Source organism: Parapedobacter pyrenivorans, from assembly GCF_014636865.1.
GTDB lineage: Bacteria > Bacteroidota > Bacteroidia > Sphingobacteriales > Sphingobacteriaceae > Parapedobacter > Parapedobacter pyrenivorans.
On record NZ_BMER01000001.1, the window covers coordinates 2643722 to 2659261 of the forward strand.

Here is a 15540-nt window from a genome sequence, read left to right on the forward strand (position 1 = left end):
ATGAAGACTGTCCGTATCATATGTAGTCTGTCTGCGCTGATGTTTTTAACACAGCCATTGATCGCCCAGTATGCCCGTTTCGTGGAAAGCGGTGTGGTTGAGTTCGAAAAACGCGTAAACATGTATGCCAAAATCAAGAATCGGGTTGGCAACAGCACGTTTATGGAGCAGGCATTTGAACAATACCAGCGCAGCAATCCGCAGTTTAAAGCGTTCAAATATAGTTTGGCATTCGACCTAAACAAAACACGCTTTTGGCCCCACGCTGAGCAAGGGAGTTCCTCAGGAGGTTTCTTTGGTAACGATCCGTCTATAGACTTGGGCAATATCATCTTTACCGACCTGCTCGCCGGTCAGAGCATTAGTCAGAAAAGTATCTATGAGGAAACGTATCTCATCACCGACAGTACCCGGCGCATCCAATGGCGCTTCACAAACGAAACACGTGAGATAGCAGGGTATGAATGCCGCCGTGCCAATGCGCTGGTGCTCGATTCGATCTATGTGGTCGCTTTTTATACCGATCAGATTCCCGTTTCGGGCGGGCCGGAATCATTCACTGGCCTACCGGGCATGATCCTAGGGGTAGCGCTTCCGTATGAAAACACAACCTTTTTTGCAACGAAGGTCGATGATCGACCGGTATCGGCGAAGGAATTGGAAGCCCCGAAAAAAGGGAAGGCCGTCAACTACCGCGAGCTGCGGGAGCAGCTGGAAGCCAGTCTGAAGAATTGGGGCGATTATGCACAATCCATTGTGAAGGCAATGATGCTTTAGGGGCTGTTTAGCTAAACCTGTAGGAAGGCTGTGCACCTGCTCCCCGACGGCTCCCGGACTGCTGCGCGTGGCCTAGCTATTTGCGTGCTGTGGCCTGGCTGTGTGGTGGGTGTTTGCAGCACCGTTAAAGCAGGCCAACAGCAGTGTGACAGCAAGCTGACCCCTCCGTGATGCAACGCTTTCTTGCGCCGGGCACACAGCGCATTATTGTGTAGTATGGTTTAACCCAACGAAGGCAAAAAAAATCAAACATTTTCTTGTATTTTTAAACCGAACTATTACTTTTGTAGTGTACTATTTAACTAATACACTAAATTATGGTTCGATTGACAGATTTGTCATTTGGTTACCGAAACCAACCATCGCTGTTCAGCGGCCTCAACCTGTCACTAGGGGTTGGGCATATTTATGGCTTACTGGGTAAAAATGGTTCGGGTAAGACAACATTGCTGAAAAATATGGTCGGGCTACGCAGCCCGCAGGCTGGCCGGGCAACGGTGGCCGGGGAGGATACGGCCAAGCGTCGCCCCAACGTGCTGAGTCGCATGTTTTTCCTGCCGGAAGAGCCCTACGTCCCAGACCAAACCGCAAAAGTTTTTTTGGGAATGAATAGCACGTTTTACCCGCAATTCGACCGGACATTATTCGGAGGTTATCTGGAAGCTTTTGAAGTGCCCGAGCAACGCGTGCTCACCAAGCTTTCACTGGGGCAGCAAAAGAAATTCATGGTGGCATTTGCCTTGGCGTGCCGCACGAAACTATTGGTGATGGATGAACCGACCAACGGTCTGGACATCCCGTCCAAAGTACAGTTCCGCAAAGTGCTGGCATCGGCATTTGATGAAGACCGCTGCATTGTGTTATCCACGCATCAGGTACGGGACCTCGATAACCTGATTGACTCGGTGATCATACTGCATGGTGGAGCGATAAAACTCAACGCTCCATTGGATCAACTGACATCGCAAATCCGCTTTGGAAATGTTTCTGGAGCCGACACTGCGGACATCCTGTACGGCGAACAAGCAATTGATGGCACACATGCCATCCTCCCAAATCCGGAGGGGGCGTCAAGCAAGCCCAATTTAGAACTGCTATTCAATGCAGTGGTGAGTGATTCGGGGATATTGTTGGATTATTTAACAACGGAGGGAGTACGATGAGCCAAATATTTGATTTGAACCGATTTCTACATCTAGTGGGCAGCCATTTTAGAAAGAACTTGAAGACATATTTGATCAGCTGCGTCGTGTTCGCCGGTGTGACCATCGGCTTGTTTGTATTGGTAGTCTCTTCTTATCGAGAGGAGGCAATAGTCGCCGGCAAGCAGTTTTTCGTGTACCTTATCGTAATCTATGCTGGCTTATTTATTTTCACCGTTGGAGTTTTCCAGCCCTTCCAACGACCAAGGGAAGGCCCGTTTCAGCTGATGCTTCCGGCATCAGGATTTGAAAAGTTCTTATTGGGTTGGTTGGTATCGTTGGTTGGTTACACGATTTGTGCAAATGTCGTGTTTTTTGTGATTCGCTACGCCGTGTTGCAGTATTATGCGGCACAGGGATATGAAGTGTCGGGATTTCTGGATTACGATCGGATTTTGTTTCAGCAGAACGGCATATCGATGGCGTGGGTACTCGCAGCGATATATTTGTTTTTGCATTCGTTTGCACTCTATGGTTCGTTGATGTTCCGTAAAATGGCGGTGCTGAAGACTGCGCTGGCGCTGCTTTTGGTGGTGTTGGCGTATTGGGTGGTCAACGGGATGTTATATCGTTCGTTGTTCCAGCTGGATATCCAGCAGACACCGCTGTTGCCGTTGATGCCACTATTTCTCCAAGGGGACGGTATGGTTTATCAAGTAGATATTCCAGATTGGCCTTATTGGTTACTTGCGCTTTCGATAGCGGTTATGGGCCTGCTCTGGGTCGCATCGTACCATAAATTACGCGAAAAGGAGGGGTGATATGGAGTTTAAAAGCAAAGATGCCATTTACATGCAGATCGCTGACTACGTCAATGAGCACATTCTGTTGGGGCGATGGGCGGTCAATGAAAAGATTCCTTCGGTGAGGGAGCTGGCGGCAGACCTTCAGGTAAACCCGAATACCGTGATGCGGACGTACGAGCACCTTCAGCAGTCGGGCGTCATTTTCAACAAACGGGGTATTGGGTTTTTCGTCGCTGAACAGGCGAAGCGCCACATCAAGAAGCAGCAACGCGAGCGCTTTTTAGACCGCGACCTGCCGGAGTTTTTTAGAAACATGTACCTATTAGGTATCTCGCCGGATGAAATTGCGGCAAGATACCAGGCGTACCTAAATGAAAATTATACAGATCATGAAGACGAGTAATAAATTATTGGTAGCGGCTGTGCTGCTATTGGTTACGGCTGCGGTGGTCAATGCGCTGACGCTTAAGAGCCGATTTGCCGAGATGGTTTCAAGTAAAGCAACGCGGTTCACGGAGTTTCCAATGGCAAGTTTCAACACCGTTGAAATCTCGGGCACGGCGCCGCGCAACATCGGTAAGCGGTTACATGTCACCGTGAAGTACGCCGAGCGTGTCAACGTGCGGTATACCGCGCTGGATTTCATCCGTATGGAACTGGTGGGGGAGACCCTTAAAATCAATGTCGACCATGTGAAAGACTATGAAACCGATATCAAAAGACAACCGGAAATCATCATCGAATGCCCGGATTTGATTGCGTTAACCGCTATCGGGATTCCGCTGGATAGCCTGGACCTCCCGGCAGACGCTCACGTGATCACGCGGCGGTATTACCAGAAAAGCCAGGTGACCATCGAGGGTTTTCACGGCGCGGGGCTGAATGTTTTGGCAGTGGATGGTATGGAAGTAGTCTTAGACGGTTTAACGGTCGACTCTCTGATCGCTAGGGCAGACCGCGCGGGCGTGGTGGAGATTCGGGGGAATGAGTTAGGACATGCCTCCTTAACCGTGGGCGATGAGGCTACAATTACGTTGGATCACACACAAATCGGCGCAGTGTCTACCGACGTAGCCGATAAGGGCCAGTTCATTGTTAAAGGTGCCCAACTAACAGCCCATGGAGCACATCATTGAAACACACGGATTGAGCTTCACCTACGGAAAGCCGATGCCGTCCGAAAACACGTTTGAGATGATATTGAATAGTACGCTCGGGGTGGTGGATTGAACGCCGGCAAGCGATCACCCCACCAGCCAGTTGGGGAATATCCCAAGTATCCAAATTACCACAGTAAGCAGTACGGCCAACCATAGGATGGAATACCGCAAGGGTTTCATTTCCGGTTCCTTTTCCGCTGTTTTTAGGAATGCATGCAACGGTATTTTAAAGTAAAAGAAAAGGGAAATGACGGTGGTGAGGGCACCGATAATCAACAGCACGACCATACCGATCTCGCCCGTGGCCTGCCAATCATGGAACACCGCAGTAAACACCAGCAACTTCGCTACGAAGCCTGATGTAGGCGGAATACCCGTGAGCGATATCATGATTAGCGTAAAACAGATCATTGCCAATGGCATGGACTTGCCCAAGCCGTGGTATTGCGCCACGTTTACAGCGCCTGTGCGCGATTCGATGTAGCCGGTAAGCATGAATACCCCCATGTTCATCAGCGAGTAAACGGCGAGGTAATATAATAAAACGGTATAATCCTGAGCGGAGTAGGCCAGTACAGCCATCATCAGAAAACCGGTATGGCCGATGGATGAATAGGCCATCATGCGTTTCACATCAGTTTGCCGCAACGCCGCCAGATTACCCCACAGCATCGTCACGGCAGCGGCAGCCACTAACATCAACCGGAGGTTCTGATAGGCAAAACTGTCTTCCGGCCAAGCATACAGGATATGGGCTAGCAAGGCAATACCGGCGATTTTCGGAGCAGTGGAAAGGAATGCGGTAACCGGTGTAGGTGCGCCCTGATACACATCCGGTGTCCAGAAGTGGAAAGGAACGAAGGTAAGTTTGAAGCCGATGCCGGTGAAGACGAAGAGGAGGGCCAGGGTAACCAGTAGGGGGGATGCATCGTTGAGCCCTTGGATGTGTTGGGCCGACGTGTAATCGAGGTTGCCGGTCAACCCGTACAGCAGTGACATCCCGTATAGCATCACGGCGGAACACACGGCACCGAACAATACGTATTTCATCGCGGCTTCGGTTTGCCGTGCCTCTTTGGCCAAATAGCCCACCATGAGATAGGAACCGATTGATACCATTTCTATCGCAACGAATGTCATCAGCCAATTGGTGGCAAGCGTCATCAAGTTTAGACCGATCTGCACGGCAATCAAAATGCTGTACAAGTCGGCTGTTTTTTTTCGGTGTACCCTAAAATCGGGGCTGGCGTTTACGAAGAGGACAAACAGCATACATACAAGAGCGATCAGTATGCGCATATACTGGCCGAACGCATCGGTCGCCACCATGCCGAATAATACCCCATCGGCGTTGGGTTCGTAAAGCAAGAAGCCACTGTACAACGCAGAAAGGGCCATCCCGATTACCGTAATGAAAAAGGTGCTGTGGCGCCACAGTCGGTCGACGAACAGTCCGGTTAGGATACTCGCTATGAATGCTGCAATCAACACCAACTCTGGTGTCAACGCGGGTAAGCCACTGAGGATGTGGTCCAGTTTTTCGGTGATGTCAGGTAGCATGGAATTCATTTCGTGATCAACTCAACCAACGCCAGTACCGACGCATTGATTTTATCCAACGCCAGGGCGGGGTATATGCCTAACACCAAAGCAAGGGCGAGCATGGGCACCATAATCACGGTCTCCCGTGGCGAAGCATCAGTAAGCGCAGCCGACCAAACGTTGCCACCTTTGAGCCGTACCTGCCCGAAAAACATGCGTTGCAAGGTCCACAGGAAATACACCGCGCTGAGTAAAATACCCAGTGAACCGGCGATAGCCATCCACCTCGGCAGTAGGCCATTTATGCTTTCCGCATTGAAGGCCCCGATGATCACGAATACCTCGCCGATGAATGCCGAAAATCCGGGTAAACCGAGTGAGGCAAAAAACGCGACCGCGATGAATACCGTGTACCGCGGCATCACGGTTGCCAGCCCTCTGAAATGGTAGATATTACGGTCGTGTACCCGGTCATAGAGCATACCTACCAGGAAAAATAGGGCTGCCGACAAAAAGCCGTGACTGACCATCTGGAATAGGGCGCCCGCAGTGCCCTCTGTGGTGAGTGATGCAATACCGAGCAACACGAAGCCCATGTGAGACACCGACGAATAGGCAATCATGCGCTTCAAGTCGCGCTGCGCCAACGCGACAAGCGCGCCATAGACAATGGATACGACACCAATTAAACCCAACCACCATGCGGATTGCAGGGCGGCATCCGGAAAGATGCTGAAGCAGATACGAAGGATACCATATCCGCCGACTTTCAACAAGATACCTGCCAGGATGATGGAGATCGGTGTCGGTGCCTCCACGTGCGCATCGGGCAACCAGGTATGCAGCGGTACAATGGGTACCTTGATCGCAAAAGCGATGAACAGTACAACAAAGCCCAGCAGCCGGGCGGATATGCCGAAAAGTTCCTGATTGGCTAATGCGGAAAAGAACGATCCATTGACGTAATTAGCAGGGTTCATCATATGCAGCATGTTGAACGTATGCGCACCTGTATCGGGGTTGGTCACCGAGAAATAAAGTCCCACCATGATGAGCAGCATGAATACCGAGCCGAACAGGGTGTAGAGGAAAAACTTCATCGCTGCATATTCGCGCCTGGCGCCACCCCAAATGCCGATGAGGAAATAGAGCGGGAGTAGCATCAGCTCATAAAAAACGTAGAACAGGAAAAAATCGAGCGCGGAGAATACGCCCATCACTGCCATGTCGAGGATCATGAGTAGAATGAAATATCCTTTTACGCTTTTCTGAACGTTCCACGAGGCACCGATGGCGACGACCATAACCAGTGCCGATAGGAAGAGCAGGGGCATGGAGAGCCCGTCAACTCCGATGAAATAATCGATTTCCAGCCTGCCGAAGCTGCCCATATCTAACCGTATCCACGGGATGTGGTCTACGAACTGGTATAAGCGTTCCTCGGAGATGCCGGCGCCTTTTGGATGGAACAGGCAATACATCCCACCGCTCAATACCAGTTGGAGGATACCCGTGATAAGGGCAATGTACTTGTAGGCAGCCCGTTTACCGGAAGGCACGATGAACATGATCATCGCGGCAACCAACGGTATGAAAATGAGTATGGTTAATAGGTGTGGGTTCATGCTTGCACGATTAGATGATATAGCAAAATCACCAAAATAATAAAAAATACGCTGGCCATGTAGTCTTGTAACCGCCCGGTCTGAGAACGTCTAAGCACATTGCCCAGCCCCCAGGCTAGTTTGCCAACAAGCCGTACGAAACCGTCTACCAGCCGCTGGTCTACCCATCCGGCAATTGCAGCCAATATGCGTCCCAGCGCAGCAAGGCCGTTTACTGCACCGTCTATGATGTGCTTATCGACCCAAAACAAGACGTTGGAACACCTCAGGACCGCTGCTGCCACGATTCGATCATAGAAAACATCCACGTAACCTTGTTGCTGGGATAAGCGGAAAAACAGACCACCTGCCTTCAGCGGATATTTTTGTTTGACATACCATTGCCATACCAGCAGCGTCATGGCCACGGTAGCCATCGTCGTCAGTAGGGGAACAAGCACATGCAGCAAAGGAAGCGGAGGCAATGCCGCCATTGGTAAGATTTTCTGTAAAAGCCACGCTTGTCCGTAATTGAGCGGGCTCGTCGTAAATAGTGGGAAGAGGGAGCAAGCTGCCAGTACGAGCATGGGCACGAGCATCCATGCGGAGGCTTCATGAGGACGGGCACTCGTCATAACGCCTATAGCCGGCGATCCAAGGAAGACCTTGGCCAACAAGCGAAGAATGTAAAAGCTGGTGAGGATACTCGCCACAGCAAGTACGTAAGGTATCGCGACTGATGCATCGTTCTGCAATGCCGCCCATTCGAAGGCATGTATCAGTAGCGCATCTTTGGAGAGGTATCCGGCAGTGAGCGGGAACCCGGCCAGCGCCAAGGAGGCGATGAGCATGGTAACGAACGTAATGGGCATGTACTTACGAAGTCCACCCATGTGGCGGATGTCTTGTGGGTCGATACCAAGCTGGTGCTTGTCGTTGAGGTGCTGCAACTCATGGATGATTGCTCCGGCACCAAGGAAAAGCAGGCATTTGAAGAATGCATGCGTAACCAGATAGAACAAGGCAAGTTGATACATGCCGATCCCGATACCAACCATCATAAAACCCAGCTGGGAAATGGTAGAGTAGGCCAGTATCTTTTTAATGTCGTATTGGGTAAGTGCAAAATAGGCCGCGACGAAGGCGGTGACCGCGCCGGTAGTGGCGATCACCAATAGCGCGGTATCGTCAAATAATGGGAATATCCGAGCAAGCAGGAACACCCCGGCAGCCACCATAGTAGCTGCATGGATGAGCGATGAAACCGATGTGGGCCCTTCCATCGCTGCGGGCAGCCATACGTGCAGGGGGAATTGTGCAGATTTGGCCATAGCTCCAAGAAAAAATGCCAATCCGGCGGTCGTGAGCCAACCGGCGGGGATTTTAGGATGCGCGATGATACCGGAGGCCTCTGCGCCGCTGGCGGTAGCGAAAAATCCCTCTTGTCCGAACAGCGTGTTTAGGTCTAAGGTGCCCAAAAAGCTGTAGAGGATGGCGAAGCCGATCAGGAAACCGATGTCTCCTATGCGGTTTACGATAAACGCCTTTTTATTGGCGGCCGCTGCGGCATCCCTCGTGAACCAGAAGCCGATAAGCAGGTAGGAGGCAAAGCCCACAAGCTCCCAGCAGACATACATCAGCAGCAGGTTATCGGCTACGACCAGTCCCAACATCGCCGAGCAAAACAGGCTGAGGTAGGTCCAGTACCGGTGGATACCGGAATCCCCCTTCATATAGGCAACCGAATAGGCATGTACCGGCAGCGCAACGAAAGCCACTAACAGCAGCATGAGTACGGAAACGTTATCCAGCAACAGGCCAACATAAAAGACCTGTTGCCCGATGGTAAACCAACGCCACTGGACATGGATCGGCTCATTGCCCCACACCTGTGCGAACGTGTAGCCGGCGGCCAGCAAGCTTAGTGCAATTGTAATGAGGGCGATGGCACCGTTTTGGCTTCTTTTACCCATCAAGGCCTGCAGGAGAAATCCGACGAACGGAAGCAGTACTGCCGAAACGGCAGCCAGCACGGGATATGTCAACGTCGGTAGGGGCAATGTTTTCGTTTTTAGTCTCTTAATTTATTGATGTCTTCCGGATTTATCGTCTTATAGTGCTTATACACGTTGAGGATGATGGCCAACGCGACCGCCACACCAGCTGCTGCCAATACGATGGCAAACAATGCGAATGCCTGACCACCGTAACGTGTACTGTCATAGCGGCCGAAAGCGACAAGGTTGAGTATCGCGGCATTGATCATCAATTCGATGCCAACCAATACCAGGATGGCATTGCGACGTGCGATGACTGCATACAGCCCGATAGCAAATATACATGCGCCGACAACAAGGAAGTGAGTAAGCGTAATCACAATTTTCCCTCCTTCCGTGTGAGGTGGGCGGCACCGATCAAGGCCATCATGAGCAGCACCGAAACGATTTCGAAGGGCAACAGGTACCGTGTCATCACCTGCACGCCGATTTGCTGTACCGTATTGGCGGTGGGTTCGATAGCAGTGCCCGATTCCCTAGCTGTAACGATCCATGTTGGTTCGTGCGCGCCAAATTGCAGCGATGCATAGACCAATATGGCCAGAAAAGAAGCGGCAATTAGTAGTGATTGCCATACCGGTAACGCAAAAAAATGAGACGCACCGTTTTGCAACTGGTCAACAAGTGTTTTGCTGGACAGCATGAATGCAAAGAGCATCAGTACCAATACGCCGCCTACATATACCAAAATCTGCGTGATTGCCACAAAATCGGCCAGTGCAAAAACATACAGCCCGGCAACGGAGAAGAGCACGATGAAAAATAGGAACAATGCCCTGGCGATGTTGCGCATACTCACCAGCATGACTGCCGATCCAATTGCTATTGCTGATAGACCATAAAATAAAAGCGTTTGTATCGTCATCTATTTGTTCTTTGCTGCCTCCTTTTCAGCTTGGAATCTGGTCCATTCCCGTTTCTTTTGCTCCACCTCCTCGGCCGTCATATCGGTAAAGGAATACGTCAGCTCGGCCAAGTTCGTCATGCTGCGGTCGTATTGATCGGTCATCACAATGCACTCGGTGGGACATACCACCGTGCATAGCCCGCAATACATACACTTGGCCATGTCGATATCGAATTGCGCAGCATAAAGGCGTTTCACGCTTCCATCCGATGTCTTTCCGATGACATCCGGTGATTTAACGGATTCGATGGTGATGCAATCTACTGGGCAGGCTTTGGCGCAGAGATCACAGACAATGCAGTCGTCTATCTCGACATCCAATTGATAACGCGCTACCTCTGGTATAGGCATTTTTTCCCTAGGGAATTGCACAGTAGTTACACCATCCTGTTTATCGAAGTAGTCCACTTTACGTACATCCCGTATTTTGCGCGATCGGCGCGCACCGAAGAGGTGCGCAAGGGTAACTACCAGTCCCTTCGCTGCGGTGATGAATGCATGTAAGGTGGTTTTGAACATTTTGATGTCTTATGCCGTATATTCTACTTTAATCTTTAGTGGCTAACTAATAGCTACAACTCAAACCATTACCCATACCCGCCAAATTCCCGAAATGGCCATGCACAGAAAGGCTAGCGGCGTCAATACTTTCCAGCAGAGCGACATGAGCTGGTCAGCGCGCAGACGGGGCAGGGTCCATCGGATCCACATCTGTACCCCTACAACGAGCAAGGTCTTGGAGAGTGTCCAAAAGATACCCCATACCAACCCCGTGGTCCAATCGGCGAGTTTTAACGCTCCAATGTTAGGCAGTGGCGTGTTCCATGCGCCAAGGAAAACCACCACACCGATCATGGCCACTAAAAACATCATGGCATATTCAGCGAGGAAGATAAAAGCAAACCGCAAACCACCATATTCGGTGTGGAAGCCGCCCACCAGTTCCGATTCCGCTTCGGGTATATCGAACGGTGCCCGATTGCATTCGGCCAGTGAAGCAATAAAGAAAATGACGTAAGCCAGCAGCAAATGGGGTGCCTGAAAAACATTCCACGCCAGTATTCCTCCGATTCCGCTGACATCCCATAGTCCGATAAAAAGTTGGGGGCTGGCCGCCTTAATGCCTTGGTTGAGTGCGATTTCCTGCAAATTAAGTGACTGAGCGATCATGACGACTGAAATCAGGGCGATGCCTGCCGGAATTTCATACGAAACGATCTGTGCCACCGCCCGCATGGAGCCAAGCAGCGAAAATTTGTTGTTAGATCCCCAGCCAGCCATCAGCAGGCCGATGGCATCCACCGAGATGATGGCGAGGACATAAAAAAGCCCCAGATTGAGCGCTGATGGAGCCATGCCGGGTGCCCATGGCATCACGGCAAAGCCGAGGAACACCGCCACAAAGATAATTACCGGTGCCGCGGCAAACAATATGTTGTCGGCCGCTGAAGGTGTGATGAATTCTTTTTGAATAAGCTTGAGGATGTCTGCAAGCGTTTGCAAGCTGCCGTACTTGCCGGTTTCCATTGGCCCAAGCCGATCCTGCACGAACCCCGCTATTTTACGTTCGCTGTATACCGCAAACAACGTAAAGCCCGCGATAAACCCGAACAAGACGATGCCGATAATGAGGTATGTGAGGTAAAAAGCCACGTTGCGCTATCCGCTGAAAATATCGTGCAAACATACGGATTTGGTGGGATAATATATAGCGGATTGGTAGATTATTTTGAATGGTTCTAAGCACCTCAAATTTACCCCAATTTGTGTTACCTTTGAAGGGTGTATTTACATCTACTGACCAGTTTGCTGGGAAAATGGCGTTTTCATATCGGCTGTTGTGTTTGGCTTTTGCTTATCGCGTTAGCTGGGCAGAGCCAAGAGTATACCATCGCCAAACTGAAGCTTTTCCCCGATCGTGAAGAAGTACTTATCAAAGATGTAACCGTAGACAGCCTTGGTTTTATTTGGTTCTTGACAAATGGCGAAATTTATCGCTATGACGGCTATCGCTCGTTGGATATCCTGAAGACCATTGCAGATCAGCGGCTCACGGACGACATGCCTCAACGCATCCTCGTCGATCAACAGAATCGATTGTGGATGGCCGGGAATGCGAACCTGAGTTACCTCGATCTCAAAACGTGGCAGGTGCATGCCGTGGATTCGGCGTTGCTGCCGCCCGTGCAGGACCGAACGGTGGTTTGGATCGAGCAGCTACCCGATTCTTGCGTGATGGTGGCCTATGAGAACGGACACCTGCTCCTGATCAGGGGCGATACACAAACACGGATAGACGAATTATACGAACGGGGCCATGTGGCCAATAATCGGGTATCGCCTCGATGCGTGGCTTTCTGGAAAGGGAAATACTGGGTAGGCACCACTGCCGGCAGCGTATTGTCTATCGAGGCCACTGACCCCATCCATACCCGGTACCATCGGTTACCGGGCATCGACCATATTGTTAATTTCCTGATTGCCCAAGAAGACGCCTTGCTGCTGGACGTCTATGAACAGGGTGTTTTTCGATTCGATGCACAGGAGGGGCTTCGCGTTTATACACCCGATGAATTATTCTCCCTGTCGAACGATAAATCCTACGTTTTGGCGCAGGATGGTGGTATGTGCATCTACGCCGACGATGAATCGGCTTGTTTGTTAGACGCTGGCCTCGGTCTGCAACAGCAGCTGTCCATCCCGTCGATGCATCGGTTCAATACCACCAGCATTACGATTTCTAGAAATGAGGCACTGCTGGGTACCGACGAGGGGATTTTTGTGGTTTATCGAAAAACCGATGGACTCTCGCAATTCATCCCTACCAATGCCGGTGCCAACAAAAGCACGCGGGGCATCTATATCTACCCCGATGGAGCGCGGTTCTATGGAACCTATAACGGAGCCGGATTCGTCGCGCCCGATGGAGAAACAGTGGTTTTGGAGGATTTGAAGCATGCCTATGTGATGCTCCCGATGAGCGACAACGAACTGTTGATTGGTACGGAGGGGGGGATGCTTAAAATCTTTGACCGAAGACGCCGTCGGATATCGGATCTCCGGTACACGCTTTCCGAGGCAGCTAGCAATCAATATGCTTTTAACCTGCCCACCTACGTGATGAGCCTCGCCGAGACCGAGACAGACTATCTCATCGGTAGCATGGGCGGACTTTGGCTGCTGAATAAGGAAAGCCATCGGTTGGATAAGTATCCATTGGTCTCCATGGAGGCCAATGGATTGGATGTGCAAATCCGGCATATCCGGTTACTGCCCGACAGCGGTTTGTTATTAAGTACGCATCTGGGACTCTATGAGGTGCGGAGGGGACGTGTTACCAAACGATACCCCCAGACCGGCAATATTGGTGTTTTCAAGTCGGTCGTAGTAAGCGACACGATTTGGTTGGCTACCCAAGGGAATGGGATGGTGGCAATAGATAACGCAGGACATCCGCTCCGGACAATCACCACGGGCGAAGGGCTCAGTAACAACTTGGTGTATAGCTTAGAATATGCCAACGGTCTCTTCGTTGCTGGTACGGCAGACGGGTTGAACCTAGTCATCGGTGAGCGCGTCCGACGGATCGGCATGCCGGAAGGCTTGAGCCAGTCGGAGTTCAATTCGGGCGCATCGTTTTGGGATGAGGCACGACAGCGAATGTATGTGGGCGGGTTGATGGGATACACGGTGCTGGATATGACCCAGCCGTGGTTTGACCGCCGACATCGACTGGAGAGTTATGTGACGGAAATACATACAACCAGCGGTGCTTCAGGCGCAAAATCAGCCGACTACACATGGCCCTATCGGGGTGAGGACGCGTTAGAACTGCAACCTGGTCAGAGCTTAACCGGTCTGTATGTGGGGACACCGGGCAATCACCGCATGAATAGCGAGATCCGGTATTTGCTAAACGACGGCAATTGGGAGCCGCTGGAATTGGGCCAATTCATTTCACTTATCGAACCCTCGCCAGCCGGATACCGGTTCCAATTGGAAACACGGAGCGCCGCAGTAACGGCTAGTAGACGAATGTTTACGATTACCAAACTGCCGCACTTTTATGAAACGTGGTGGTTTAATGCATTGGTTCTCCTGACGGTAGCCGGCGTCATTGGCGGCTTTTTCAGGTACCGCGAAAACATCCAGCGGAATGAGAAGAAAATGCGTATTAAGATTGCCAGTGATCTGCATGATGAGGTGGGCAGCTCGCTCACCCGTATCTATTTCCAGGCAGATATGCTGTCGGCCAAACACCGGGAGTTGACTGACGATAAGCAGTTGCGGCAGATTGCCAATACCAGTAAACAGGCGTTGCTCACCATGAGCGACATGGTATGGTCTATCGACTCGCGTTTCGATACGGTAAAGGATCTGCTGATCCGCATGAAGGACTACGTGTACAAATTGCGCGACGAGCTGGATATTACCTATCGGTTTGATGTGCAAGGCGACCAATCCGCGCGTGCTGTGACACAGCTCGTAAGGCAAAACCTATTCCTTATTTTCAAGGAGGCGTTAACCAATGCCATCAAATATGGCGACGGTTCGGAAATCATCATCGAGTTGAACTTCGACCGCGCCATCCGACTCACCCTCCAGAATCGGTATTCTGGGGGCAATGGCCCCATCATCGACCAGCAGGGCGGGTGTGGCTTGCAAAATATGCAGCAACGGGCAGCCCGGGTGGGTGGGGAGTTCTCGTACACGGCAGAAAGTGGCGTATTCCGCCTCGAACTGGTTGTCCCTTAGTACGTCATTGCCCACACTACCCAAAAGGGGGGTGTGAGTTTTAATCGGCATTCCATACCTTTACGATATGATTCGCCTAGGCATTATAGAAGATGACGAAGAGATCAGGACTATGCTGGTTGATTTTTTCAAGGAACAGCCCGGTTTTTCATGCCTGCTGTCCGCATATTCGGTAGAAGCATTTTTCGAGCAGTGGAAAGCTGACATCTTTCTGGATATCGTCCTTTCTGACATCGGTCTCCCGGGAGAGTCGGGCATCCAGGGCGTAAAGCGCATCAAGAAGCACGCGCCGAAGTGCGAGGTGATCATGCTGACGGTCTATGACGATGCCAACCGTATATTCCAAGCCCTATGCAACGGGGCGTCTGGGTACCTGCTTAAGCAAACACCGTTGCAGAAAATCAAAGAGGCCGTGTTGTCACTCCATGAAGGCGGCGCGCCGATGTCGCCCGGCATTGCGCGGAAGGTGGTGGAATATTTCAATCCGAAGGGGACGACCGATCTTTACGAAAAACTGACCCCGCGCGAAGCGCAGGTGGTGGAAGCCATCGAGCAGGGCCTTACTAACAAAGAAGTGGCCATCCGGTTCGATATTTCCCTCGAAACGGTCAAATATCACATCAAAAACATCTACGAGAAACTGCAGGTCAATAGCCGCCATGCACTGATCAGCCGTAAGTACAAATAAACGGTTTGGAACCATTCCTCGCAACGGAATGAAGCATTGTTGAATTGTGGATGCCGCGCTCGTAGCTGCGTGAAATAGGAATTGGGATGACCTGGCTGGATG

14 protein-coding genes are annotated in these 15540 nt (G+C 51.1%); 7 read left to right on the forward strand and 7 right to left on the reverse strand.

Going from position 1 to position 15540, the window contains the following annotated elements:
* The 5 genes from IEV98_RS10400 (at position 1) to IEV98_RS10420 (ending at position 3861) form a co-directional block, all read left to right on the forward strand.
* Positions 1-777 (forward strand): GLPGLI family protein, encoded by a 777-nt coding sequence (locus IEV98_RS10400; protein WP_188505772.1) that lies wholly within the window; start codon positions 1-3, stop codon positions 775-777.
* Between the two features lie 317 nt (positions 778-1094).
* Entirely contained in the window at positions 1095-1940 is an 846-nt protein-coding gene (locus IEV98_RS10405; protein ID WP_188505773.1) for an ABC transporter ATP-binding protein, read from the forward strand.
* Positions 1941-1999: 59 nt separating this feature from the next.
* Positions 2000-2740 carry a hypothetical protein gene (locus IEV98_RS10410; protein WP_188505774.1) on the forward strand — a complete coding sequence of 247 codons (741 nt, stop codon included), beginning with the start codon at positions 2000-2002 and terminating at the stop codon, positions 2738-2740.
* A gap of 1 nt (position 2741) precedes the next feature.
* Positions 2742-3128, forward strand: a complete 387-nt coding sequence (locus IEV98_RS10415) for a GntR family transcriptional regulator (protein ID WP_188505775.1) — start codon at positions 2742-2744, stop codon at positions 3126-3128.
* Positions 3115-3861 carry a hypothetical protein gene (locus tag IEV98_RS10420; protein ID WP_188505776.1) on the forward strand — a complete coding sequence of 249 codons (747 nt, stop codon included), beginning with the start codon at positions 3115-3117 and terminating at the stop codon, positions 3859-3861. The genes IEV98_RS10415 and IEV98_RS10420 overlap by 14 nt, the downstream gene beginning before the upstream one ends.
* A gap of 108 nt (positions 3862-3969) precedes the next feature.
* Here the strand turns inward: IEV98_RS10420 and IEV98_RS10425 are convergent, their stop codons facing one another.
* Genes IEV98_RS10425 through IEV98_RS10455 form a run of 7 tightly spaced genes read right to left on the reverse strand, consistent with a single transcriptional unit; the run spans position 3970 to position 11648 of the window.
* Positions 3970-5445 (reverse strand): NADH-quinone oxidoreductase subunit N, encoded by a 1476-nt coding sequence (locus IEV98_RS10425; protein ID WP_229738665.1) that lies wholly within the window; start codon positions 5443-5445, stop codon positions 3970-3972.
* Positions 5446-5450: 5 nt separating this feature from the next.
* Entirely contained in the window at positions 5451-7052 is a 1602-nt protein-coding gene (locus tag IEV98_RS10430) for a complex I subunit 4 family protein (RefSeq protein WP_188505778.1), read from the reverse strand.
* Positions 7049-9091, reverse strand: coding sequence for an NADH-quinone oxidoreductase subunit 5 family protein (locus IEV98_RS10435; protein ID WP_229738666.1), 2043 nt, complete (start codon positions 9089-9091; stop codon positions 7049-7051). The genes IEV98_RS10430 and IEV98_RS10435 overlap by 4 nt, the downstream gene beginning before the upstream one ends.
* Before the next feature lie 11 nt (positions 9092-9102).
* Positions 9103-9408 (reverse strand): NADH-quinone oxidoreductase subunit NuoK, encoded by a 306-nt coding sequence (nuoK, locus tag IEV98_RS10440; RefSeq protein WP_188505779.1) that lies wholly within the window; start codon positions 9406-9408, stop codon positions 9103-9105.
* Positions 9405-9953, reverse strand: coding sequence for an NADH-quinone oxidoreductase subunit J family protein (locus IEV98_RS10445; RefSeq protein WP_188505780.1), 549 nt, complete (start codon positions 9951-9953; stop codon positions 9405-9407). The genes nuoK and IEV98_RS10445 overlap by 4 nt, the downstream gene beginning before the upstream one ends.
* Positions 9954-10514, reverse strand: coding sequence for a 4Fe-4S binding protein (locus IEV98_RS10450; protein WP_188505781.1), 561 nt, complete (start codon positions 10512-10514; stop codon positions 9954-9956).
* Positions 10515-10574: 60 nt separating this feature from the next.
* Positions 10575-11648, reverse strand: a complete 1074-nt coding sequence (locus tag IEV98_RS10455) for a complex I subunit 1/NuoH family protein (protein WP_188505782.1) — start codon at positions 11646-11648, stop codon at positions 10575-10577.
* A gap of 129 nt (positions 11649-11777) precedes the next feature.
* Here IEV98_RS10455 and IEV98_RS10460 point away from each other — a divergent pair, with 129 nt between their 5' ends.
* Positions 11778-14750 (forward strand): sensor histidine kinase, encoded by a 2973-nt coding sequence (locus IEV98_RS10460; RefSeq protein WP_188505783.1) that lies wholly within the window; start codon positions 11778-11780, stop codon positions 14748-14750.
* A 67-nt stretch (positions 14751-14817) separates the two neighbouring features.
* Positions 14818-15438, forward strand: a complete 621-nt coding sequence (locus IEV98_RS10465) for a response regulator transcription factor (RefSeq protein WP_188505784.1) — start codon at positions 14818-14820, stop codon at positions 15436-15438.
* Positions 15439-15540 lie beyond the last annotated feature (102 nt).